The organism is Ruegeria meonggei (assembly GCF_042768335.1).
Taxonomy (GTDB): Bacteria; Pseudomonadota; Alphaproteobacteria; order Rhodobacterales; family Rhodobacteraceae; genus Ruegeria; species Ruegeria meonggei.
In genome coordinates this window covers 98803-119907 of record NZ_JAXHBT010000002.1, presented here as the reverse complement: position 1 = coordinate 119907, position 21105 = coordinate 98803, and the positions used below count along the sequence as shown (strand labels likewise).

Here is a 21105-nt window from a genome sequence, read left to right as displayed (position 1 = left end):
TCCTTATTGGGACGGTTTGACTGTACCGCTTGTAGGGCAATTGCAATCACCCGTCCAGATACCTCAGCGCAGCTTGACCGGCGGGCGTCAGCTTTGTGGTTTGCCGGACAACGTTGCCAGAATCGCGGCACTTTCCGCATCGGCGGGGAAAAACAACTCGATCTTCAGATCGTCCAGCGTTTCGTCCGTGACCGTGCTGAAATGAGCAATCGTGCCAAACAGGGACAGGCGCTGGTTCCCAAAACGATATACAGTCGGCACAGTTGGGCCTAATGCAGCTTCGGACCGGCTATTGGCTTGTGAGGCCAGGGCCTGCGCGGCAGCATCCAATTCGGGCATCCCCCCGACATTTGCACTTTCAGCCCGCAGCCTAAGCATCATATGGTGCGCAACCTCAGGCCAGTTTTCCACGACACTTGGCATCATCGGGTGCGCCAAAAGATCCAATAGGCTCTGTCCCTCGGACAGACCCAGCGGAGCAAACAGCCGCTGCGCCCCTTCATTCAGCTTTACGACAGACCAGAGCCTATCCAGCACCATCCCGGGATAGGGGTCGTGTCGTTTCAGCGTCCAATCGACCGCATCCCTGATTGGGGCCATTGTACTGTCATCAAAGGGCGTCGCCGCGTATCTGGGTGCGAACCCTTCGGCGCGCATCATCTGATTTCGGGTGTCGACCGGCAGTTCCATGACCTCTGACAGATGCAGGATCATGTCCGGGCTGGGTTTGGAACGGCCGGTTTCGAGAAAGGAGATGTGCCGCGCGCTGACCTCAGCCTCGACCGCTAGATCCAGTTGGCTCATCCGGCGGCGCTTGCGCCATTCTTTCAGCATATTTGGATAGGGCGTCATGAGGCGACCCTAACAGTGGACCCGACAGAAATCACTTACCTCTGAGGTAATTGCTTTGGCCCCAATGTGGCGCGCAAGAAAGGAGGGCATACGAAGGAGAATCACATGACACAACAACAATCAGCAATGCGTTTTGCCGGTGGGGTTTTGGCCGCCACGGGTATTCTGTTTGCCCTTGCGGCGTTGCCCGTGCTGCACCCCGCGGCCCGTGTATTCCTTCAGGTGGCTTATTGGCCCCTTCACGACGTCCCGCCAGAATTAGCCGTTCCCACGCCTTTGCTGCTGGGCATTTCGGGCGGGTTGACCGCTGGGCTTGGTGCGATGCAATGGGCGCTGGGGACCTATGTCGCCCCAATCTCGACCGACGCGGCAGCCAAAGTTGCACGCTGCACAGCGTGGACGTGGTTTGTGACCGACAGTACAGCTTCAGTTCTGGTCGGAGCGCCAATGAACGTGGTTCTGAACTTGTCCTTTTTGGCGTTGATCCTGTTGTCCTGCAAACCGCGGCCTGAGGCGAGGCTAGTGTCCTCGTGATACCAGAATCAAAGATAAAAGACGGCATGCCCGGACCAGTCGATCAACAGCGTTTTGCAAACGGCAAAACTGACGCTGTGTTTTCTGGCAAATGCCGTCTTTGCAACGTCAGATGCGGTTTAGTCCGGTACCAAAGCCAGCCCGGTCTCGGCCGCGCCGCGCAGGGCATTTGCAAACAGAGTGACGTCGATGTTTGTGGCTACAAAACTTGCCCCCAGTTCCAGACATTTGCGTTGCATGTCCGGATCAAGGGTCAGGATACCCGCCGCTTTGCCCGCTGCCACAATGCGGGTCATCGCATCCAAAACAGTCTCGACCACGTCGGGATGCCCGGCATTGCCGATGTGGCTCATATCGGCGGCCAGATCAGCGGGACCGATGAACACCCCGTCCACATCGCTGGTCAAGATATCGTCCAGCGCACTCAACCCCAGCCGATTTTCCACCTGCACCAGCAGGCAAATCTGCTCATCGGCCGTTTTCAGATAGTCCGGGATCGCCGCAAACTGCGAGGCGCGCGCCAGCGATGAACCCACGCCGCGCACGCCATGAGGCGGATATTGAACAGCCCGGACGAGGGCCCTTGCCTGATCGCCGCTTTCGACCATGGGGACCAGAAGGTTCTGCGCCCCGGCATCCAGGTACTGCTTGATCATCCAGGTCTCGCCAATCGGCAAACGCGCAACAGGGGTGCTGCCCGATCCTTCGATCACCCGCACCTGATCCAGGATAGACCGTAAGTCGTTTGGCGCGTGCTCGCCGTCTACCAGCAGCCAATCGAACCGGGCAGTCGCAGCAATCTCGGCAGCATAGGTATTGGCCATCGCGATCCAACACCCGATCTGAGGTGTCCCGGCTTTCAGCGCCGCCTTGAACCTGTTCTTTGGCGCGGGCATGTGCGGCGCTCCTTTATGCAAAATTAATATCGACCGACCCGAAAGGCCCGAAATCAGCCTGGATGGCGGTGCCCGATGGGCATTCTACAGGGCGGATGAAACTGCCCGACAGGATCACCTGCCCGGGCCCAATGCTCTGACCGTATTGCGCCATGCGCCGGGCCAGCCAGACCACGCTTTCGACCGGGTCGTTCAGAACCCCGGCACCAAGCCCGGTTTCCTCAATCTCGCCATTGCGAAAGGTCAGCGCGCCAACCCAGCGCAGATCGAAGGCATCAATTGCGTGGCGTTCCCGGCCCAGAACAATGCCCGCGTTGGCGGCATTGTCGCTGATCGTATCATAGACGGTGCGGGCCTTCCCAGTCTGGGGGTCAACGCGTTGGATACGTGTGTCAAGGATTTCAATCGATGGGACGACATAGTCCGTTGCGGCGATGATATCCTCGCGGTTAACATCCGCGCCGCCCACAGGCGCTTTCATTACAAAGGCAATCTCCGCTTCTATCCGGGGCTGAATGAAGCGGTTAGCCGGAACTGTGCCTCCATGATCAAAGATCATGTCATCGAACAAAATCCCACTATCGGGGATGTCGATATTCAACGCGTATTGCATTGCCTTTGATGTCAGGCCGATTTTCCATCCGATCACCTTGCGCCCGGCTGCCAGTTTTTGGTGATACAGAGCGTTTTGCACCTGATACGCGTCGTCCATTCCCATTTCAGGGTGGCGCAGGGTCAGCAAGCCGATTTGTTCGCGGTTTTGTTCCGCTTGCAGCAAGTCAGCGGCGGCACGGGCATGGTCTTCGGGGCTCATGGCTGCTCGTCCTCGACCGTGTTCCGCAAGGTGCCAATGCCGCTGGCCGAGACTTCGACGACGTCCCCCGGGATCAGGTATTTCGGAGGGTCGAACCGCGCACCTGCGCCGGTAGGTGTGCCGGTGATGATTACATCGCCGGGCTGCAACGTCATGAAGGTCGAGATGTATTCGATCTCACGTCGGATCGGGAACATCATTCGGTTCAGCGTATCGTCCTGACGCAGCTCTCCATTTACATGAGTCTGAATGCGGGCCTCATCCAGTTGGGCCGCATCAGCAAACGGCACAAGCCACGGGCCAATCGCACCTGATTTGTCCCAGTTCTTGCCCTGCGTGACGTTGAACTTGGCGTGACGCACCCAGTCGCGGATTGTCCCTTCGTTACATAGAGTTAGGGCCGCGATATGGTCATACGCATCTGCCTGCGCAATCCTGCGACCTGCTTTTCCAATCACGATGGCCACCTCACCCTCGTAATCCAGCGTGTGGTTTTCCGGAGGCCGGATCAGAGGGCGATTGTGCCCGGTGAACCCGCTGGCAAAGCGCGGAAACAGCGACATGTATTGCGGCTGCGTGCTGCCATCTTTGTACTCGGCGTTACGATCCGGGAAGTTCACCCCGACACATAGGATTCGGCGGGCATCCGGCATCACCATTTCATAGGCAAAATCAGTATGCGTCACGGGCTTGCCTTCGGCGGCTGTCGACAATTGGTCGAACGCACCTGCGGCGATCACCTCAAACAGGCTGGTATGGTTGGGAAAGTCATCGTTCAGGGCAATTGCGCCTTGATCAGTGATTGCGCCAAAAAAGGTATCGCCAGAGGCGGTGAATGTTGCGAACTTCATCTGATCTTCTCCCAAACGTCGCCGATGACTTTGGCGGCCATCAGCACATCATCCCGAGTCGTATCAAATTGCCCGACCTGAAAGCGGATGATTTTCCGCCCCTCAAACAGCCCCTGGGTCAGGTAAATCCGCCCGTCGGTGTTTAGCGCATCGACCAGCCGTTGTTGCATGTCGTCATCACCGGGGCACCGAAAGGAAAACAGGCTTAGGATCGGGCCGGTCGTGATTTCAAACCCTTCCATGGCTTTGATCTGTTGCGCCAGCTCCTGCGCCCAGGCCACGTGATTGCGGATGCGCGAGCGCAGATCTTCCAACCCGTATGAGCGCAAAAGGAACCAGATTTTCAATGCACGAAACCGGCGCCCCAAGGGGATTGTCCATTCCGAATAGTTCGTCACCTCTGCACCGGTTGTCTTGAGGTATTCCGGCTCGATTTTCAGGGTGTTTAGCTGCGGCGCTGCGTCCCGCAGGAATTGGATGGCACAGTCGAACTGCGCCCCCAGCCATTTATGAGGGTTAAAGACGATGCTGTCATACCGTTCTGCTCCGGGCCAGAATGTCTGGCGGAACTCGGGGCAGATCATTGCAGACCCGGCCCAAGCGGCGTCCAGATGGGAATACAGGTCGAATTTTTGCGCAATTTCGGCCACGGCGATCAGGTCGTCGCAGGCCCCCACACCCGTGCCGCCGGTGATCGCAATGATACCAGCTGGGACGTGCCCTGCAGCGATGTCATCCTGAATGGCGGCCTCAAGCCGGTCCGGATCAATCGCAAAGGTATCGCCCTGCGTCGGAAGCTTGACCAAATTGTCCTGACCAATCCCAGCAACCCAGCAGGCCCTGTCGATTGAGGAATGCACCTGATCCGAGCAATATATGCGCAACGACCCCTTGCCGTTCAGGCCTTCGCGGTTGCCGCTAAACCCGGTGGCCCGTTCGCGCATGGTCAACACTGCCGATAAGGTGGCCGAAGACGCGCTGTCTTGAATGACACCTGTCATGCCGTCGGGCAAACCGAGCGCCTGGCGCAGCCAGTCGACCATGACGCCTTCGACCTCAGTTGCCGCAGGCGAGGTCTGCCAAAGCATGCATTGCGCCGCAATCGTGGTCACCAGCATTTCCGCCAGCATCGAAGGCGGCGCGGCGTTGGCGGGGAAATAGGCAAAGAACCTCGGGTGCTGCCAATGGGTAATGCCGGGCATCACGATGCGCTCAAAATCGGCGAGGATAGCCTCCATCGGCTCACCCGCGTCCGGAGGGGCGGCCAAAAGCTGAGCGGCGATATCCCCCGGAGCAGTTTGCGCCCGCACTGGGCGATCTGCCAGGGTTTTGTGATAATCGGCAGCCCATCGTGAGATATGTTGCCCCCAATGCGAAAACTCATCCCAATCCATGGGTTATACTTCCTTTTTCAATTTCCGCGCGCGCACCAAAAGCCGTGTTTTTGTCCAGACTATGGTCCGGATCACGCACTTCAAGCCTTCTGTTTTCCTATGGCGCGATAATGGGTGAGGCGGTCAAATCCAACTCCTTCAGATCAACCCCCACAAACGGGGTGCCATGTTCGAACCAACTGCGCGGGGCTGCCGCCCCCCACAGGGTCTGGCGCTGTGGGTCCTTGAGATCCCATTTGATCGGCTCAAGATCCGGGTCCACGGTCTGGTAATCTGAGCAATAGATCTCAATCCGGTGGCCATCGGGATCGAGGATATACAGGAAGAAGGCATTGGAAATACCGTGTCGTCCCGGGCCGCGTTCGATATTGCCGACATATCCCGTGGTGGACATCAGATCGAGCAGGTCAATGATGTTCAACGGCGTCGGTACCCAAAAGGCCACATGGTGCATGCGTGGACCGGTGCCATTGGTAAACGCCATGTCATGCACCCCACCTTTGCGGTGCATCCACGCGGCCCACAGGCGCTTGCTGTCATCGTCCTCGGTATATTCCGTCACGCGAAAGCCGAAATCGCTGTAGAAGGCCACACTGTCATCGACATTGGATGAAAAGCAGTTGAAATGGTCAATCCGCAGCGGTTTTACGCCCCGATAAAGCGCGTATTTCTGATGGATCGGCTCTAATCGGTCCATCTTGTGATAGAACTCCAACGGAATACCCATATTGTCCGAAGTCAGCAGCGTGCGCCCCTGATAAGGCCGCTCAACCCATTCCACCGGGCATCCCTTGGAGCGGAAATATGCCTCGGCCCGGTCCAGATCCTGTTCATCGAAGGTTTTGAACCCCATAACCTCGACCGTGCCGGGCTGGTCGGATTTCTGCAGGATCACGCAATGGTGCCAGCGTTCTTCCATCGCCCGCAGATAGATATGGGTGTCCGTCTCATCCGAGACCTGCAGCCCCAGAATATCCGAATAGAACTTACGCGATGCAGCCAGATCGCTGACATTCAGGCAAACATGGCTTAGCCTGATGGTGTTGAAGTCGGGGTATAGATTGGGGGCTGGAACGGGCATAAAGGCCTCCTGGTGTTAGAGTTTTCGCGCGCTTCTAATTGGTGGTTGTTACAGCTTACCCAGCTGCATGATCTTGTGCTGACCAGTGGCAAAGCCGATGTGCTTTTGCTCCATGTAGAACTCAAAGCTCCAGTCACCGCCGTCCCGACCGATCCCCGAGGCTTTGACTCCGCCAAAGGGTGTGGGCAGGTGGCGCACATTTTCTGAATTGACCCAAATCATCCCGGCCTCAAGCTTGTCGGTAAAGCGCAGGGCCCGGGTCAGGTCGTTGGTCCAGACATAACCAGTCAGGCCATAGGGCGTGTCGTTGGCAATCTGCAACGCTTCATCTTCGGTCGAGAACGGGATCGAAGTCAGAACCGGACCAAAGATTTCCTCTTGGGCGATGCGCATCTGGTTGTTTGCATTGGTAAACAGGGTTGGGCGGATGAAATACCCCTCGTCCCCAATCGTCACGCCGCCCGCGGCTATGGTCGCGCCATCGGCTTTGGCAATATCGAAATAGCTGGTGACCTTGGTATAGTGTTCTTTGGTCACAAGCGGGCCGATCTCGGTCGCCGGGTCCAGTGGATGGCCGACCTTGATGTTGTTCACACGCTCGACCAACCGGGCTTCGAACTCTTCCTTGATACTGTCCTGCACCAGCAGGCGCGAGGATGAGGTGCAGCGCTCTCCATTGATTGAATAGATCATGAAGATCACCGCATCCAAGGCCCGATCTAAATCTGCATCCGCAAACACGATGACCGGGTTTTTACCGCCCAGTTCCAGGTGATTGCGTTTATGCGTGTCCGCCCCTTGTTTGACAATCAAACTGCCAGTGCGGCTTTCGCCGACAAATGCGATGGCCTTGATCAGCGGGTGTTCAGTCAGCGCCTTGCCTGCATCGGGGCCAAACCCGTTGACCGTGTTCAATACTCCCTTGGGCAACCCCGCCCCTTCAGCGATTTCCACCAGAAGACGGGCTGATAGAGGCAAATCCTCAGCCGGTTTGTGAACCACAGTGCAGCCCGCAGCTAGTGCTGGCGCGATCTTCCAGGTCGACAGCATAAAGGGCGTGTTCCACGGGGTTATCACACCTACAGGTCCAATCGGCATTCGGGTGGTGACATTCATTAGCGTCGGAGATTTCAGATGCTGCCCATCACGCGCCTGCACCACCTGATCGGCGAAATAGCGGAAGTTCTCCGCCCCGCGCAGCGCGGCCTTGGACATGAACCGCAGGGTCTGCCCGGTGTCCCAGCATTCGCACAGGGCAATTTCCTCGGCGCGCGCCTCAATTGCGTCGGCCACGTTCAGCAGGATGCGGCGCCGCTCGGGCGCGGGCATGTCGCGCCAGTCGGCAAAAGCGGCATGGGCCGCGGTGGCCGCCGCGTCCATGTCATCTGCAGTGCCGTGGGCAACGTCGCAGATCACCGACTTGTCGACTGGCGAGATGGATTGAAACACCCCCGCCGCCCCATCGTAATCTTCACCTGCGATGCGGTTCTTGATGCCGGTGTCTTTGAATCGCGCCAGAAAGCCTGTCAGTTTCTCGGTATTTGTGTCCAATGCGCTCATGCGTCAGCTCTCCTGCTTGGTGGCAGCCAGATGGTCCCGGATCGTGCCGGTCTTAGGCGATAACTCTGGGTCGATGTCGCGCATCTCTAGCGACAGCGCGATGGAATTTTGCGCGAAGGCTGGTTCCAGATAGGCCTTGACCGCCTCAAAGATTTTCCGGGTCGCGTCTTGTTTGACATCATTGGAACGGCCCGCACGCAGGCGGATCGAGATGTCGACAAACCCATGCTTGGGGCTGCCGTCTGCAATGGCGTAATGATCGACGCGCGTGGCCCGAACGCGAATTCCCGGCAACGGAAAGGTATCGATCCCAGCCGCAGTGGCCCGTATACAGGCGCACAAGCCCCCCATGTCGACCCGATCTTCCAGGTTACCAGAGTATTCGACGTGGAAATGTGGCATGTCCCCTCCTTTAATCATTAACATGTTTACTAAATTACGCGCCTCCCGTCAAGAACTTGCTTTGTTAATCTTTGCATTTCCGGAAAGAGCGCATTAGAAGGCCGCATGACCATACAAAGCCATACCAAGAGCACCTCGAGGTCCCTTCCAATTGCGCTGTTGCGCGCCCGTGAAACGGTGATGGCACCGATCAGGGATATGTTGCAAGGTATTCAGCTTACCGAACAGAAATGGCGCATTCTGCGCGTTCTGGACGAACTGGGCGAAGTCGAGCAAAGCACCATCGCCAATGAGGCCTGCCTGCTGTTGCCCAGCCTCACCCGCATTCTGCGCACGATGGAGGCAGAAGGCCAGATCACGCGCCGCCAGGACAGCCAAGACAAGCGGCGCACCATGGTAAAAATCACCGAAGAAGGTCGTCGGATTCTAAAAGAAAATCTCGAGACTTCACTAGCGATATCAAACAACATCGAGGCGCAGATGGGGCGGGAAAAACTGGATCACCTGCTGGACCTGCTTGAGGAATTGCAAGCCGTCAAAGTCTGACCGCACCCTTGGTGGATGGGGCCAATCAGTTGGTCACAGGCTAGCCAAACCAGTGTCCAGCGCCGACAGGATTTTGGCCACGTCCTGCGAGGTGATGACCAGAGGTGGCGACAGGATAATGTTGTTGCCCGACACGCGCACCATCACACCGACTTCATAAGCGGCCTTCTGAATCTGCAGCGGCAGATGCTTGGCAATCGGTGCTTTGGTTGCGCGATCCGAAACTAGCTCTAACGCACACATCAGGCCCTCGCCCCCGCGCACATCACCGATCACGTCATGTTTGTCCGCCAGCTTTTGCAGACCGGCAAACAGCTCATCTCCGCGCGCGGCTGCGTTCTCCCAGACCCGAAGGCGGTTGATTTCCGACAGCGCGGCCAAGGCCGCCGCTGCCCCAACTGGGTGGCCGGAATAGGTATAGCCCTGATCAACCGAGGCTTTGCCGGTGGTGTCACTTTCAAACACTTCAGCCACCGCACCGGAAATCATCGCAGCGCCAAAGGGGAAATAGCCATTGGTGATGGCCTTGGCCGTCGTCATGATATCGGGTTGCACGCCCCAATGCCGCGCGCCGCTTTCGCTGCCGGTGCGGCCGAAGGCTGTGATGATCTCATCCGAAATCAGCAGCAAACCATGTTTCGAACAGACCTCACGCACCATGGGCATGAAGCTTTTATGCGGCGGGATCACGCCCCCTGCTCCCAGAACTGGCTCCATGATGAAGGCTGCCACGGTGTCGGCGCCCTGGAACGCTATCTCAGCCTCCAGCGCTTTAATGCAAAGCTGCGCCAGACGCTCGGGGTTGGTTTCGTCAAACGGATTCCGATAGGTCCATGGGGCGGGCACGTGGAAGCAGCCCGGCATCATCGGCTCATAAGCGGCGCGAAACTTTTGATTGCCATTGACCGAGGCGGCGGCGAAGTGGGTGCCGTGATAGCCCTGTTTCAGGCTGATGAATTTGGTGCGCCCCTCTTGACCGCGGACTTTGTGGTATTGACGCGCCAGTTTCAGCGCGATCTCAACCGAATCCGATCCGCCCGAGGTAAAAAAGGCCCGGGTCAGCCCATCGGGTTCAAAGAACTGTGCCAGCTCATAAGACAACTCAATCGCCTTGTCGTTGCTGGTGCCGCGAAACGTCGAATAATAAGGCAACGCGTTCAGCTGATCGGCAATCGCCTGTTTCACCGGCTCACAGGAATAGCCCAGATTGACGTTCCACAACCCTCCGACTGCATCCAGAGCTTTGTGCCCGTCGATATCGATGATGCTGACACCTTCGCCACCGCTCAGGATGGTTGGGGGATTCTTCTGACTATCTGCCGGGTGCGCCATCGGATGCCAGAAGTAGCGGGCGTTGTTTTCCTTCAGAAAGTTGGAGTCTTTCATAAGTCGGGTCTCCGGGGGTTGGGGCCACCTGTGGTCAAGGGTGGAATTCGATTGGAAATGAGCCGGGCAACTGACCGCCGAAATTTGCTGTCAGGTCGGTCGAGAGGCTGTGCAACGCGGATAAAATCAGCGGCAAGTGGTCACCGCTTGCGCGGCTTTCGGGAACGGCGATTGCGATTGTCCCCAAGGCGACTTGATCGATGCCAAATATGGGGGCTGCATATCCAAAAACGCCATCTTCATAGCTGCCATTGCTGTTAGACCACCCCGCTTTGCTGATCTGCTCCACCCGCGTCTTGATCTGGTTCGGGTCGGTCAGCGTGGTGCCCGTAAACCGTTGCAAATTGCCCCGCTCTAGTTGGTCCAGCAAGAAAGCCGGCCCAAAGCTGAGCATGCACAGACCCGAGGCAGTGGCGTTGATCGGAAGAAGCTCACTGGGGTCCAAGCTGACCCGCACACTATGGCGCGTTGTTTCAACGACCAAAGCGGTTTGCAGAACATTTTTTTCCAACAGTGACAGATGCAGGCTTTCGCCGACCTCTTGCATGGCCACCTGCATTTTCTGGCGGGCGCTTTCGATACCGGGTCTGGCGATTTCGCGTAAGGCGGCCAAGCGCAGAGCGGCTGGTCCAATCGCGTAGGATTTTGTCATCGGATTCTGTTCAATCAGTCCGTATTCTTCAAGCGCGCGTAGATGGCGCAGCGCGGTCGCTTTGTTCAGACCGGACAGTCGCGCAAAGTGACTCAGCCCGATCTCTGGCTGAGAGTTCGAAAAATAGTTTAACATTTTAAGGGCATTAAGGGCAGTACCCATGTGTTTCGTGTCCTCCAGCTCAGGTATTACTTGACAGAACTAACTTAACAAAGCAACATTATTATTGTTAACGTGGATCAAATAATGAACCAACCACGGGAGGTGTCAATGAAGAAAATTCTTACAGCCGCCGCCTTTGTAGCGACCGCAACCGCTGCACTGGCCGAGTATCCTGAAAAGCCGGTGACCTTTGTCGTGCCATGGCCTCCGGGCGATTTGGAGGACGTATTGACGCGTATGATCGCGGATGAATTTCAGGCCATGTACGGCGTCCCTGCTGCGGTCGTGAACAAACCCGGCGGTGGCGGCGGCCCCTTCCCCGGCGCGGTCGAAGTGGCAGCTGCCCCGGCGGACGGTTATACAATTGGCTCGTTTGTAATTGGTGTGCCGGTCATCGGGCCCGAAATCGGTATCCCCGAGCTTAATCCCAATCCGTTCGACCCGATTGGCATTTTCCTTACCTATCCGTTTGTGATCGCATCCAGCAAGGACGCCCCATATTCGACTTGGGAGGAGCTGGCAGCCCACGGCAAGGATAACGACCTGGCATTGGGACATTTCGGATCGGTCCTGCCGCCCACGCAAGTTACCTTTGCCGCCGCCGTCAGCAGCGGGTTCGACTTCGCAAGCGAAGCCGCGTTTGATGCACTGGATTGCAATACGCTGGCCTCTGGCGATGTGGATGTGATCAACACCACGCTGCAGCTTGTGCTGCCCTGCCTGGATCAGGTCAACGTTCTGGCTAGCATCGGTGGGGAACGCATTTCGCTGGTGCCGGATACACCAACCGTGGTTGAACTAAACCCTGACCTGCCGCTGGCCCTGTGGAACGGCCTGTTTGTTCACAAGGACACCCCCGCCGACGCACGCGAGAAGATTTCCGCGGCGGCGCAAAAGGCCTTGCAGTCGGACAAAGCCAAGCAACTTGCCGAAGAAACCGGAGCGCTGGTCTATTGGCAGGATCCGGATGCGTCCAACGCGCAGATCGAACAGGACAAGGCCTCTTTCGCCAAAATCGAAGAAATCCTGGGCGAATAAGATGAAACGGACCCGGTCGCTCTGAGCCAAGCCGGGTCCTTTTCAATTGAGGGGAGGTCACGATGATCGCTAAAACGCTGCAAGACATGTTCCGGCGGTATCGCCGTCCTGGCGACATCGTTTTTGCCCTTTTGTTTTTCGCATTCGCGCTGTTCCTGCTAAGCCAACTGGGCGCCGAGACCAAAGTGGTCAAACGTACCAAATGGTTTGCACAGCCCGCGCTGTGGCCGATGATTGCCATCTGGGGCATGGTAATCTTCAGCGGCATGCATTTGCTGAGCTCGGTTCTGTCCCCGCGTATTCCCGGACGTCTGAAAGAAGTCACGTTCTGGTTGATGTCCCTGGAATACGTGTCCTATTTCCTGATCTACGTGGTGACCGTGCCCTGGCTTGGATACCTACCTTCAACGATGCTGTTTGCAGCCTTTCTGGCCATTCGCACCGGGTTCCAGTCCCGCGGGGCCATAGGCATCTCGCTGACGTTTGGTGCAGTGGTGGCCATCGTCTTCCGGGCATTGCTACAGGTGAATATTCCTGCCGGTCGCGTGTATGAATACCTGCCCGACAGCGTGCGCGTCTTTGCGCTGACCTATCTGTGAGGCCAACATGGACAATCTGATCTCAGGCTTTGCGATACTGACACAGTGGCAGGTCGTGGTGGCACTTATCATCGGCTCGGTCGGCGGGGTCATCATCGGCGCTCTGCCTGGCGTCGGTGCCGCCGTGGCCATCGCCATTTTGCTGCCCGCCACTTTTGCGTTTGAACCCATCGTTGGCCTGACCCTGCTGCTGGGTATCTATGGATCATCCATGTATGGCGGCGCGATCCCAGCCATTCTGATCAACACACCCGGTACAGCCGTCAATGCGCTGACCACCTATGACGGCTATCCCATGACCAAGCGGGGCGAAGGTCACCGTGCGCTGTCGCTTGCTTACTCTGCGTCTTTCTTTGGCGGCATCTTCTCGATCCTGTGCCTGATCATCTTGTCGCCCGTTCTGGCCTGGGTCGCACCACATTTCGGCAGCCGTGAAATCTTTCTGGCCGCCTTCATGGGCATCCTGCTGGTGATCCTGGCCCATCGCGGGCAGATTTTCTCAGCCGCGATGCTGGCCTTTTTCGGCATCTTCCTCAGCACCGTCGGGTTGGAGCCGGTCAAATACACCAAGCGCTTTACTTTTGACCAAAGCTGGCTGTCCTCTGGCGTTGATCTTATCGTTGTTGTGCTGGGGCTGTTTGCAATCAGTCAGGCGCTGCTGTTGCTGGTCGACAAGGACCACGCCCCGGGTGACACCCATGTGCGCGGCAGCATCTTCGCCGGCCTGAAAGAGCTGCTGGGCCTGAAACGTGTCGCCACCGTATCCTCGTCGCTTGGCGTGATCATGGGCATGGTGCCGGGTACGGGTGAGTTCACCTCGCAATTCCTGTCTTATACCTACGCTCAGAAGAGCTCCAAGAACCCCGAAAAGTTTGGCGACGGCTCGCCCGAAGGGCTGGTCGCGTCAGAGGCCGCCAACAACGCCGTACCCGGGGCTGCGATGATACCGCTGTTGGCACTGGGCATCCCGGGTGAGGCGCTGACGGCGATGATGTTGTCGGTCTTTTACGTCCATAACGTGATACCCGGGCCGCAGCTTTTTGCGGATCAGATGGATTTCGTCATGGCGCTCTATATGTCGTTGATCCTGCTGAACGTGATCGTGTTGGTTTTCCTGCTGTTTTCAACCAACCTACTGCTGAAAATCATTCAGATCCCTACCCGGTTTCTGGGCATCATGATCCTGATTTTGTCCTTTGTGGGAGTGTTCAGCCTGCGCAACTCGGTCACGGATTGCGCAATCGCGGCCGGGTTCGGGGTGTTTGGCCTGATCCTCAAGCGCCTGAACCTGCCAATTGTTCCGATCATTCTGGGCATGGTTCTGGGTGGCATCATGGAGGTCAAACTGCGCAGTGCGATGGCACGAGTGAAATCGCCGCTTGATTTCATCGACCGACCGATTGCCGCCATCCTGTTTGTGATGATCCTGGGTATCATCCTGCTGCATATCCGCACGCTTGTTCAGGAACAGCGCGAACGCCTCAAACCGCAGCCTACGGGCGATGAAGATTTAACCCAGCAAGGATGACCCTCATGGATCAGGCCTCGATCAATGCGCTGCGTGCGCTGGATGTCACCCCGCGGGGTCACTTCATAAACGGAGCGTTTTGTGCCGGTGAAACCGGTGCTCAACACCAGGTGCTGTCGCCCATCGATGGTCTGCCATTGGCACAGATTGCCGAAGGTAGCCCGGCGGATGTCGACACTGCCGTAAGGGCGGCGCGGGTCGCGTTCGAAGATGGTCGCTGGTCACGGATGGCCCCTGCCGCACGTAAAAAGGTGTTGTTGAAACTGGGTGATCTGATTGAGGCTCACGCGTTGGAGATCGCAGTCTTGGGCGTGCGCGATAACGGCACAGAGATCAACATGGCCTATAAGGCCGAGGCCCTCTCGGCCGTCGCCACGTTCCGATACTACGCCGAGGCGATCGACAAGGTGTACGGCCAGATAGCCCCAACCAGCCAAGATGTTCTGGGCCTTGTTCACCACGCACCCGTCGGCGTTGTTGGCGCCATCGTGCCGTGGAATTTTCCGCTGATGATCGGCAGTTGGAAGATTGCTCCGGCACTGGCTGCTGGCAATTCGGTAGTTTTGAAACCGGCAGAAAGCGCTTCGCTGAGCCTGTTGAAGATTGCCGAACTGGCAGCCGAGGCCGGGGTGCCGGATGGCGTGTTCAATGTGGTGACCGGGCGCGGCGCGGTTGTGGGTGAGGCACTGGCGTTATCCATGGATGTCGACATCATGGTGTTCACCGGATCAGGTGCCACGGGTCGACGTTTGTTGGAGAATTCCGCGCGGTCGAACCTGAAACGCTGTTATCTGGAACTGGGCGGCAAATCCCCCAATATCATCTTTGCCGACGCACCAGACCTTGCCGAGGCCGCCAAGATTTCCGCCGCAGGGATCTTTCGCAATTCCGGTCAGGTCTGCGTTGCCGGATCCCGCCTGTTGGTGCAACAGGAGATATTTGAGGATTTCGTGGCCGAGATTACCCTCCACGCCGATGGCTTTCGTGTCGGCGATCCACTGGACCTGAAAAGCCAGATCGGCGCGGTCCACAGCTTGCCTGAACTTGAGGCCAATCTGGATTTTGTCACCCAGGCCGAGGCCGAAGGTGCCGAGCGCCGAACCGGTGGCACCCGCATCCTGACCGAGACTGGTGGCTATTACATGGCCCCTACGGTCATGACCGGCGTGAAACAAAGCGACAACCTGTTCCAGAACGAAGTCTTCGGCCCGGTTCTGGCCGTCACTCCGTTTAAGAATGAGGACGAGGCGATCCGTCTGGCCAACGCCACCGAGTACGGGCTGGCCGCTGGGGTCTGGACTGCAAACCTCAGCCGGGCGCACCGCATGGTCGCAGGTATTCGTGCCGGGGTGGTGCATGTGAACACTTATGGCGGGGCCGATCTGACCGTGCCTCTGGGCGGCGTGGGTCAATCGGGGAATGGGCACGACAAGTCCTTGCACGCGTTGGATAAGTACTTTGATCTGAAAACGGCGTGGATCAAGATCTGATCGTTTGGCACCAGGGAGAAACCAATGGAAAAAAAGATAATCCTGCTGATCGGCACCTACGACACCAAGGAACCGGAAATGCGGTTCATCGAAGACGCGATCCGGGATCAGGGCGCAGAGGTGCTGACCATGGATGTCTCGGTTCTGGGTGATCCACAACGCCCGACCGATATCTCCAAGCATGACGTAGCCGCTGCCGGTGGCATGACCATCGATCAGGTGATCGCACAGGGGGATGAGAACAAAGCCTTTCGCATCATGGCTGACGGGGCGGCAAAACTGGTCGCACAAACCTACGCTGACGGGCGCTTTGATGGGATGCTGGCCACGGGCGGGACCATGGGCACCGATCTGGCCTTGGATTGCGCACAAGCGCTGCCGATGGGCGTGCCGAAATACATCGTGTCGACAGTCAGTTTCTCACCGCTGATCCCGCCGCACCGTCTGGCACCCGATATCCAGATGATCCTCTGGGCCGGGGGTCTTTATGGCATGAATTCGATTTGCCAATCCTCGCTGCGCCAGGCCGCTGGGGCGGTTGTTGGTGCCACCAACGCAGCCATCGCGCCAGATCACAGCAAGCCGCTGATCGGGATGACCAGTTTGGGATCGTCCTGCCTACGCTACATGAAAACCCTGAAACCGGCATTGGAAGATCGCGGCTTCGAAGTTGCTGTGTTTCATTCAACCGGCATGGGCGGCATGGCGTTTGAAAAACTGGCTGCTGAAGGCGCTTTCGCCTGCGTGATGGATTTTTGCATGCAGGAGTTTGGCAATCTAATGGCGGGCTCTGTTGTCTCAAGCGGCAAAGATCGGGTAACCAATGCCGGGCGTATGGGCATCCCGCAAATGATCGCCCCCGGTGCATTGGACCTGCTGGATTTCGCCGGATGGCAGGACATCCCTGAGCGTTACGCCGACCGCCCGTTCCACGAACACAACCGATTGATCAAAAGCTCAGTCTTCAACGGAGACGAGCGGCGCGCCTGGATACGCGAACTGGCCAACCGGATGGAGGCCGCTACCGGACCCGTCCATTTCTTCCTGCCCGTTCAGGGCGTAGAAGCTTGGGACAGGCGGGGCGAAGAGGCCCATGATCCACAAGCGTTGGCAGAAATGGTCGACGAGGCGCGCAAAACCATACCGGACCGTGTACCGATGACCGAGCTGGACGCACACATTAACGATGCCGCCTTTTGCGATGCTGTGCTGACGCTGTTTGACAAGTGGGTCGCAAGCGGTCTGGTTAAATCCGGTTGAGACGTGGTCGGGTTGAAGATCAGGTTAGCCGTGCTCTACAGAACTTGCTGACGCAGTAAGCGTCAGCGGAACCAATAATCCCAGCCGTCCAGATAATACCCGGTCAGAACATGTGACTGCAGCGTGTTGGGTTCGGCCGCGATACGGTCCATGTCACCGCCGAACTCTTGCACCGCGTGCCATACTGCACTGGTCAGGTACTGAAGACCCTCAGGCGGTTCGATATCCCGGGTCGGCACCGATTCAGGTGAGGTCAGCACAAAACCCCATTCCCCGAAACTTGGGACATAGCTGTGATAGGGCACCGTGTTCAGCCCCTGCCCCGGGTGCTGTGGGTTTCGACTGGTTTCAAGTGTCTCAACCACTGACCAAAAAGCTTGGCGCGCGAAAAAGGGTGACCCGGCTTGTGTCACCATAAGGCCCTGCGCCGACAACCTCTCGACAACCAGACCATAGAATTGCCTGGTATAGAGCCGCGATAGCGAGATCGACTTTGGATCGGGCAGATCAATGATGGTAACGTCGTATATCCGCGTGTCACGCTCAAGAAACTTCCAGGCGTCTTCATTGATAATCGACACACGCGGATCGTTGAACGCACCCTCGTTCAGCTGGGACAACATAGAATGGTCGCGGAAGATCTGAGTAACCCGCGGATCAAGATCCACAAGCGTGACACTTTGCACATCCGGATAGCGCAGCACTTCGCGGACGGCCATTCCATCGCCGCCGCCCAGAATAAGGATGTCGGCCCGGCGCGGCGCCAATGACATGGCTGGATGCACCAGAGCCTCGTGATAGCGATGTTCGTCCAGAGAATCGAACTGGATCGAGTGATCCAGAAACAGCCTGACCCGGTCGCGGTATCGTGTCACGTTAATCTTCTGATACGGGGTCGCCTCGGACAGGATGACGTCGTCTTCAAACAGTTCCGCTTCGGCCACAGATACCAGTTTTTCTGAATGCCACAGCGCAATCATCGTCGCCGCGAAAGCAACCGCCCACACCACGACCTGCGTGCGGGTGGCCCAGTTTCGGAACAGAAACAGTGACAGGCCCGCCACCGCTAAATTCAGCCCGCCAAAAACAAGACTGGCGGACATCAGCCCCAAATGCGGGATCACCAGCAATGGAAACGCCAGCGAGGCAACCAGCGCACCAACATAATCGACACTCAGAACATTCTCGAACCGGAATTTCCGAGCCCCGATTTGCTCTAATACCCGCGCGATCAGTGGAATTTCCATTCCCGAAAGAATGCCGATGGTGATCAGCGCGGCATAGAGTGGGGTTTCGACATGGCCCATCCAGGCATAGTTCAAAAACAGGAATGGCCCCATGAACCCACCTACGACGCCCAGCAATATCTGCGCCCAGACGAAACCGGAAAACGCTTGATCGACAAACCGCGACAGCCAGGCACCCAATCCCATTGCCGACAGGAAAATGCCGATGACCAGCGAGAACTGGCGCACCGAATCCCCCAGCAGATAGCTGGACAGGGTCGCCGCGATCAACTCGTAGATCAGCCCGGCAATCGCGATCAGAAAGGTCGCGGCCAAAAGCCAAGCAGCGCGTGCATCCACCGCGCCAATTGGTGTCATGAAAGGATGACGGCTGCGATGATGATCGCCACGGACACAAACAAAAGCCCAACCAGAACGGCCAGCGCCGTGTTCTGATCATGTTCGATTTCCCGAACGATCGAGAATGGGGTCAGCCAGTCGATCACCTTCCACATGATCCACATCAATGTCACACCCAGGAAGGTATAGAATATGGTGCTGATGATTTCCGCAATCTGAATTGCTGCCAGGTATTCCATTGATTCCTCGTTATTTTACGCGGTTAGCCCGATAATATCCGCCACCATCACTGCCGACGCGAACGGACCGGTCCAGATCACGGCTTTCGCCACCGTAGCCGTGATAAGATACATACCCTGTGGCAGCAACTGCCACGGTTGAGATGAGAATGAAAGCAATCCTAAATACTGTCACGTCAATCCTCGTCTACCCAATCTGTGCCGGACCAGCGCGCCCGTCGATGCAATGCCTTGCGCCCGTATTGCAACAGGAAAACCGCGCCGAACAGACCGCCGAGCAACATCATCCAATAACCGCTGGAAAGACCGGATCGGACGTCAACCTTTAGCTGAGAGAATGGTTGTTCGGGAATACCAACTGCCCCGGTACCACGCCACAACCCTTGCTCAGGCACAGTCAGCGTGAGCGTATAAGTGCCCGAGACTTCGGGTCGGAAAATCAAACGGGTCTGGGGCGAGCCTTCGCTCCAGTTGCCGTCTGAATCGCGACCCGAGTATCGTTCAATCGTGCGGCCTGCCTCAAACACCGGTTGGTCGTTGGGATCCACCAGCTCCATATCCATATAGACCCAGCTGTTCTTTACGTCCCCTTGCAATGAGATGGCCGTAAGATTGTTGCTGTCTTTCAGTGGAATTTCGATTTCCACCGGAAGATCGGCGGTTCGGACCGTGTGGTTGCGCAACACGTCCTGCCCTGAGCGCGTTGTGAATATCGCCGCCAAAGCCAAACAGAGAGCGGCAAAGACCAAAGAAGTCAGCATCACAAAGTAAAAGTTCCGACCGGCCACAAATGGTTGCAACGGATGGACGCGATAAGTCTTGAGGTCGAGTTTTGCACCAAACCCATCTTCAGCCTCTTGCCGAGAGACATAGATCGAGCGATATGCCTCACGCTCGGAGCCGGTTTGTGAAAAGCCCAACATAGCCGTGTCGGACATCGCAGTAATTGTGACTGTCCGCTCGCCCATTCTCGGGCTCCATGTGAACTCGCCCTCGACATAGGTGATCGTGCTGTTGGTTGTTTCGTAGTAAACGTACGTTCCATTGGTCGTTCGCACAGATGGCGGATGGTCTGCCGTCTCAACCCAGTGCTCGGATATCCAGCCTGACCCCCGATAGCGGCGTGTAAACACCAAGTGGTTGTTTTCCAGCGTCAGCCACGCATAACCGTGAGTTGGTGAATAAAGCTGGTGATCTATCCAGGTAAAGCTCCGGCCGGCCCATCGTTCGGTATGTTCGACAAGCCCGATGATAACAAATTCGACACCATAAAGCTTGCCGCACATCCCGATCGACAGCGGAGATTGAGGGCGCTTCTGATCTTTGAACCGACGCAAGACCTTGTAATTGTCCTGTGCGTCCAGTTCTGAGCTGCAATAGGGACAGACCTGCACCATGATGCGCCCCCCGCCCAGAACGTCCAGGCCGGCCCCGCAGGATGTGCAGTTGATCGAGGTAACTTCGCTGTTCCGGGTCATGTTGGTCTGACCACCTGCACACCAAACGGGTCATGCCAGCGCCCTGTGTACCACGCCGCCTCTTTGCCCCAAAACTCGCCTGACAACAGGGTATAACCATCAGCTGAAGCATTCACGAAGTCATAGGTCTCGCCCACGTGCAGTTCTTCGTCGAACTGCCCTCGTAAGGCAACACATTCAGCCTGTTCCACTTCGGTGACAGTATAGGTGGTGCCGTCAAACTCCAACGTCTCGCCGGGTTTGAAGGGGGGGCGAAACTTTGGTTGGGCTGGACCGGTTACTGGGGTCTGCAGAATCACGTCACCTTCATCGACCGAAATCCAGATCGTTTTGCCTGTCGCGGACAATCCGCAAAACTCGTCCCAAAACCCCCGGCCATAAGAGAACCGCGCGTGACCGACGATTTGGATCGTTTTGCTGCCCAATTCGACATTGTCGCCGATGCCAAACAGCATGGGGACGTCGTGCATGATCCCCTGCTCGCCCGCGTTTTCAATATGTGCGCCGCGAAGAAACAAGGTGGTGCTGCAGGCCGGGCAGGTCACTACCTTTGCCGCTTTTAAGGCAACTGGACATTGAGATCCGCAATTAGGGCAATTCAAATCGCTCATGCCTTCAAGTCGCGCAGAGCGGCACGAAGTTCAAGCTGTGATTGAGTGGTGCGACCCGAAAGCACCCCACTGCGTTTCTGATGCCATGGCTGGCCGACCTTCCCAACCCGCTGGTTCGATATCAGTTGGGCGTCAGCCATAACCCG

Annotated in this window: 22 protein-coding genes; 7 read left to right on the top strand and 15 right to left on the bottom strand. The window is 57.2% G+C overall.

The window, feature by feature from the left end; translation table 11 throughout:
* Window positions 1-87 precede the first annotated feature (87 nt).
* Complete coding sequence (locus tag SJY13_RS20695) at window positions 88-852, bottom strand: MmyB family transcriptional regulator (protein ID WP_377193924.1); 765 nt, start codon at window positions 850-852, stop codon at window positions 88-90.
* A gap of 105 nt (window positions 853-957) precedes the next feature.
* On the opposite strand from SJY13_RS20695, the gene SJY13_RS20690 reads away from it, so the two are divergent.
* The gene (locus SJY13_RS20690; RefSeq protein ID WP_377193922.1) at window positions 958-1386 is read left to right on the top strand and encodes a hypothetical protein; all 429 of its coding nucleotides are present in this window, start codon (window positions 958-960) and stop codon (window positions 1384-1386) included.
* A 119-nt stretch (window positions 1387-1505) separates the two neighbouring features.
* On the opposite strand, the gene SJY13_RS20685 is transcribed toward SJY13_RS20690, so the two are convergent.
* The 7 genes from SJY13_RS20685 to SJY13_RS20655 all read right to left on the bottom strand — a co-directional run bounded on the left by SJY13_RS20685 (window position 1506) and on the right by SJY13_RS20655 (window position 8384).
* Entirely contained in the window at window positions 1506-2282 is a 777-nt protein-coding gene (locus SJY13_RS20685) for an aldolase/citrate lyase family protein (RefSeq protein ID WP_377193920.1), read from the bottom strand.
* A gap of 13 nt (window positions 2283-2295) precedes the next feature.
* Window positions 2296-3096, bottom strand: a complete 801-nt coding sequence (hpaH, locus tag SJY13_RS20680; protein ID WP_377193918.1) for a 2-oxo-hept-4-ene-1,7-dioate hydratase — start codon at window positions 3094-3096, stop codon at window positions 2296-2298.
* Complete coding sequence (locus SJY13_RS20675) at window positions 3093-3947, bottom strand: fumarylacetoacetate hydrolase family protein (protein WP_377193916.1); 855 nt, start codon at window positions 3945-3947, stop codon at window positions 3093-3095. Before SJY13_RS20675 ends, hpaH begins: the two co-directional genes overlap by 4 nt.
* Window positions 3944-5341 carry a pyridoxal phosphate-dependent decarboxylase family protein gene (locus tag SJY13_RS20670; RefSeq protein ID WP_377193914.1) on the bottom strand — a complete coding sequence of 466 codons (1398 nt, stop codon included), beginning with the start codon at window positions 5339-5341 and terminating at the stop codon, window positions 3944-3946. The genes SJY13_RS20675 and SJY13_RS20670 overlap by 4 nt, the downstream gene beginning before the upstream one ends.
* 97 nt (window positions 5342-5438) lie before the next feature.
* The gene (hpaD, locus tag SJY13_RS20665; protein WP_377193912.1) at window positions 5439-6422 is read right to left on the bottom strand and encodes a 3,4-dihydroxyphenylacetate 2,3-dioxygenase; all 984 of its coding nucleotides are present in this window, start codon (window positions 6420-6422) and stop codon (window positions 5439-5441) included.
* Window positions 6423-6470: 48 nt separating this feature from the next.
* Entirely contained in the window at window positions 6471-7982 is a 1512-nt protein-coding gene (gene hpaE, locus SJY13_RS20660) for a 5-carboxymethyl-2-hydroxymuconate semialdehyde dehydrogenase (protein WP_377193910.1), read from the bottom strand.
* A gap of 3 nt (window positions 7983-7985) precedes the next feature.
* On the bottom strand, window positions 7986-8384 hold the full coding sequence (locus SJY13_RS20655; protein WP_377193908.1) for a 5-carboxymethyl-2-hydroxymuconate Delta-isomerase: 399 nt from the start codon (window positions 8382-8384) through the stop codon (window positions 7986-7988).
* Between the two features lie 105 nt (window positions 8385-8489).
* On the opposite strand from SJY13_RS20655, the gene hpaR reads away from it, so the two are divergent.
* A complete protein-coding gene (gene hpaR / locus SJY13_RS20650) occupies window positions 8490-8930 on the top strand; it encodes a homoprotocatechuate degradation operon regulator HpaR (RefSeq protein ID WP_377193906.1) in 441 nt (146 codons plus the stop codon).
* 33 nt (window positions 8931-8963) lie between these two features.
* Here the strand turns inward: hpaR and SJY13_RS20645 are convergent, their stop codons facing one another.
* Window positions 8964-10316 (bottom strand): aminotransferase class III-fold pyridoxal phosphate-dependent enzyme, encoded by a 1353-nt coding sequence (locus SJY13_RS20645; RefSeq protein ID WP_377193904.1) that lies wholly within the window; start codon window positions 10314-10316, stop codon window positions 8964-8966.
* A gap of 34 nt (window positions 10317-10350) precedes the next feature.
* Window positions 10351-11130 (bottom strand): IclR family transcriptional regulator, encoded by a 780-nt coding sequence (locus SJY13_RS20640; RefSeq protein WP_377193902.1) that lies wholly within the window; start codon window positions 11128-11130, stop codon window positions 10351-10353.
* Between the two features lie 108 nt (window positions 11131-11238).
* On the opposite strand from SJY13_RS20640, the gene SJY13_RS20635 reads away from it, so the two are divergent.
* From SJY13_RS20635 to SJY13_RS20615, 5 genes are all read left to right on the top strand, one after another.
* Window positions 11239-12168 carry a tripartite tricarboxylate transporter substrate binding protein gene (locus SJY13_RS20635; RefSeq protein WP_377193900.1) on the top strand — a complete coding sequence of 310 codons (930 nt, stop codon included), beginning with the start codon at window positions 11239-11241 and terminating at the stop codon, window positions 12166-12168.
* A gap of 62 nt (window positions 12169-12230) precedes the next feature.
* Window positions 12231-12767 (top strand): tripartite tricarboxylate transporter TctB family protein, encoded by a 537-nt coding sequence (locus tag SJY13_RS20630; protein WP_377193898.1) that lies wholly within the window; start codon window positions 12231-12233, stop codon window positions 12765-12767.
* Window positions 12768-12774: 7 nt separating this feature from the next.
* Window positions 12775-14295 carry a tripartite tricarboxylate transporter permease gene (locus SJY13_RS20625; RefSeq protein ID WP_377193896.1) on the top strand — a complete coding sequence of 507 codons (1521 nt, stop codon included), beginning with the start codon at window positions 12775-12777 and terminating at the stop codon, window positions 14293-14295.
* 5 nt (window positions 14296-14300) lie between these two features.
* Window positions 14301-15785 (top strand): aldehyde dehydrogenase, encoded by a 1485-nt coding sequence (locus tag SJY13_RS20620; protein WP_377194622.1) that lies wholly within the window; start codon window positions 14301-14303, stop codon window positions 15783-15785.
* Window positions 15786-15809: 24 nt separating this feature from the next.
* On the top strand, window positions 15810-17045 hold the full coding sequence (locus tag SJY13_RS20615) for a Tm-1-like ATP-binding domain-containing protein (RefSeq protein WP_377193894.1): 1236 nt from the start codon (window positions 15810-15812) through the stop codon (window positions 17043-17045).
* 62 nt (window positions 17046-17107) lie between these two features.
* Here the strand turns inward: SJY13_RS20615 and SJY13_RS20610 are convergent, their stop codons facing one another.
* From SJY13_RS20610 to SJY13_RS20590, 5 genes are read right to left on the bottom strand one after another with little or no spacing between them, the layout of a single operon-like run.
* On the bottom strand, window positions 17108-18649 hold the full coding sequence (locus tag SJY13_RS20610) for a polyamine aminopropyltransferase (RefSeq protein WP_377193892.1): 1542 nt from the start codon (window positions 18647-18649) through the stop codon (window positions 17108-17110).
* Entirely contained in the window at window positions 18646-18870 is a 225-nt protein-coding gene (locus tag SJY13_RS20605) for a DUF350 domain-containing protein (RefSeq protein ID WP_377193890.1), read from the bottom strand. Before SJY13_RS20605 ends, SJY13_RS20610 begins: the two co-directional genes overlap by 4 nt.
* A gap of 10 nt (window positions 18871-18880) precedes the next feature.
* Window positions 18881-19045, bottom strand: a complete 165-nt coding sequence (locus SJY13_RS20600) for a hypothetical protein (RefSeq protein WP_377193888.1) — start codon at window positions 19043-19045, stop codon at window positions 18881-18883.
* Window position 19046: 1 nt separating this feature from the next.
* Window positions 19047-20348, bottom strand: a complete 1302-nt coding sequence (locus SJY13_RS20595) for a DUF4178 domain-containing protein (RefSeq protein WP_377193886.1) — start codon at window positions 20346-20348, stop codon at window positions 19047-19049.
* A complete protein-coding gene (locus SJY13_RS20590; RefSeq protein WP_377193884.1) occupies window positions 20345-20818 on the bottom strand; it encodes a DUF4178 domain-containing protein in 474 nt (157 codons plus the stop codon). The genes SJY13_RS20595 and SJY13_RS20590 overlap by 4 nt, the downstream gene beginning before the upstream one ends.
* Between the last annotated feature and the right edge of the window lie 287 nt (window positions 20819-21105).

What these genes read in the sequence shown, in the direction of transcription:
- SJY13_RS20695 (WP_377193924.1), bottom strand. Translation starts at nt 852, where the DNA reads ATGACGCCCTATCCAAATATGCTGAAAGAATGGCGCAAGCGCCGCCGG.
- SJY13_RS20690 (WP_377193922.1), top strand. Translation starts at nt 958, where the DNA reads ATGACACAACAACAATCAGCAATGCGTTTTGCCGGTGGGGTTTTGGCC.
- SJY13_RS20685 (WP_377193920.1), bottom strand. Translation starts at nt 2,282, where the DNA reads ATGCCCGCGCCAAAGAACAGGTTCAAGGCGGCGCTGAAAGCCGGGACA.
- hpaH (WP_377193918.1), bottom strand. Translation starts at nt 3,096, where the DNA reads ATGAGCCCCGAAGACCATGCCCGTGCCGCCGCTGACTTGCTGCAAGCG.
- SJY13_RS20675 (WP_377193916.1), bottom strand. Translation starts at nt 3,947, where the DNA reads ATGAAGTTCGCAACATTCACCGCCTCTGGCGATACCTTTTTTGGCGCA.
- SJY13_RS20670 (WP_377193914.1), bottom strand. Translation starts at nt 5,341, where the DNA reads ATGGATTGGGATGAGTTTTCGCATTGGGGGCAACATATCTCACGATGG.
- hpaD (WP_377193912.1), bottom strand. Translation starts at nt 6,422, where the DNA reads ATGCCCGTTCCAGCCCCCAATCTATACCCCGACTTCAACACCATCAGG.
- hpaE (WP_377193910.1), bottom strand. Translation starts at nt 7,982, where the DNA reads ATGAGCGCATTGGACACAAATACCGAGAAACTGACAGGCTTTCTGGCG.
- SJY13_RS20655 (WP_377193908.1), bottom strand. Translation starts at nt 8,384, where the DNA reads ATGCCACATTTCCACGTCGAATACTCTGGTAACCTGGAAGATCGGGTC.
- hpaR (WP_377193906.1), top strand. Translation starts at nt 8,490, where the DNA reads ATGACCATACAAAGCCATACCAAGAGCACCTCGAGGTCCCTTCCAATT.
- SJY13_RS20645 (WP_377193904.1), bottom strand. Translation starts at nt 10,316, where the DNA reads ATGAAAGACTCCAACTTTCTGAAGGAAAACAACGCCCGCTACTTCTGG.
- SJY13_RS20640 (WP_377193902.1), bottom strand. Translation starts at nt 11,130, where the DNA reads ATGGGTACTGCCCTTAATGCCCTTAAAATGTTAAACTATTTTTCGAAC.
- SJY13_RS20635 (WP_377193900.1), top strand. Translation starts at nt 11,239, where the DNA reads ATGAAGAAAATTCTTACAGCCGCCGCCTTTGTAGCGACCGCAACCGCT.
- SJY13_RS20630 (WP_377193898.1), top strand. Translation starts at nt 12,231, where the DNA reads ATGATCGCTAAAACGCTGCAAGACATGTTCCGGCGGTATCGCCGTCCT.
- SJY13_RS20625 (WP_377193896.1), top strand. Translation starts at nt 12,775, where the DNA reads ATGGACAATCTGATCTCAGGCTTTGCGATACTGACACAGTGGCAGGTC.
- SJY13_RS20620 (WP_377194622.1), top strand. Translation starts at nt 14,301, where the DNA reads ATGGATCAGGCCTCGATCAATGCGCTGCGTGCGCTGGATGTCACCCCG.
- SJY13_RS20615 (WP_377193894.1), top strand. Translation starts at nt 15,810, where the DNA reads ATGGAAAAAAAGATAATCCTGCTGATCGGCACCTACGACACCAAGGAA.
- SJY13_RS20610 (WP_377193892.1), bottom strand. Translation starts at nt 18,649, where the DNA reads ATGACACCAATTGGCGCGGTGGATGCACGCGCTGCTTGGCTTTTGGCC.
- SJY13_RS20605 (WP_377193890.1), bottom strand. Translation starts at nt 18,870, where the DNA reads ATGGAATACCTGGCAGCAATTCAGATTGCGGAAATCATCAGCACCATA.
- SJY13_RS20595 (WP_377193886.1), bottom strand. Translation starts at nt 20,348, where the DNA reads ATGACCCGGAACAGCGAAGTTACCTCGATCAACTGCACATCCTGCGGG.
- SJY13_RS20590 (WP_377193884.1), bottom strand. Translation starts at nt 20,818, where the DNA reads ATGCACGACGTCCCCATGCTGTTTGGCATCGGCGACAATGTCGAATTG.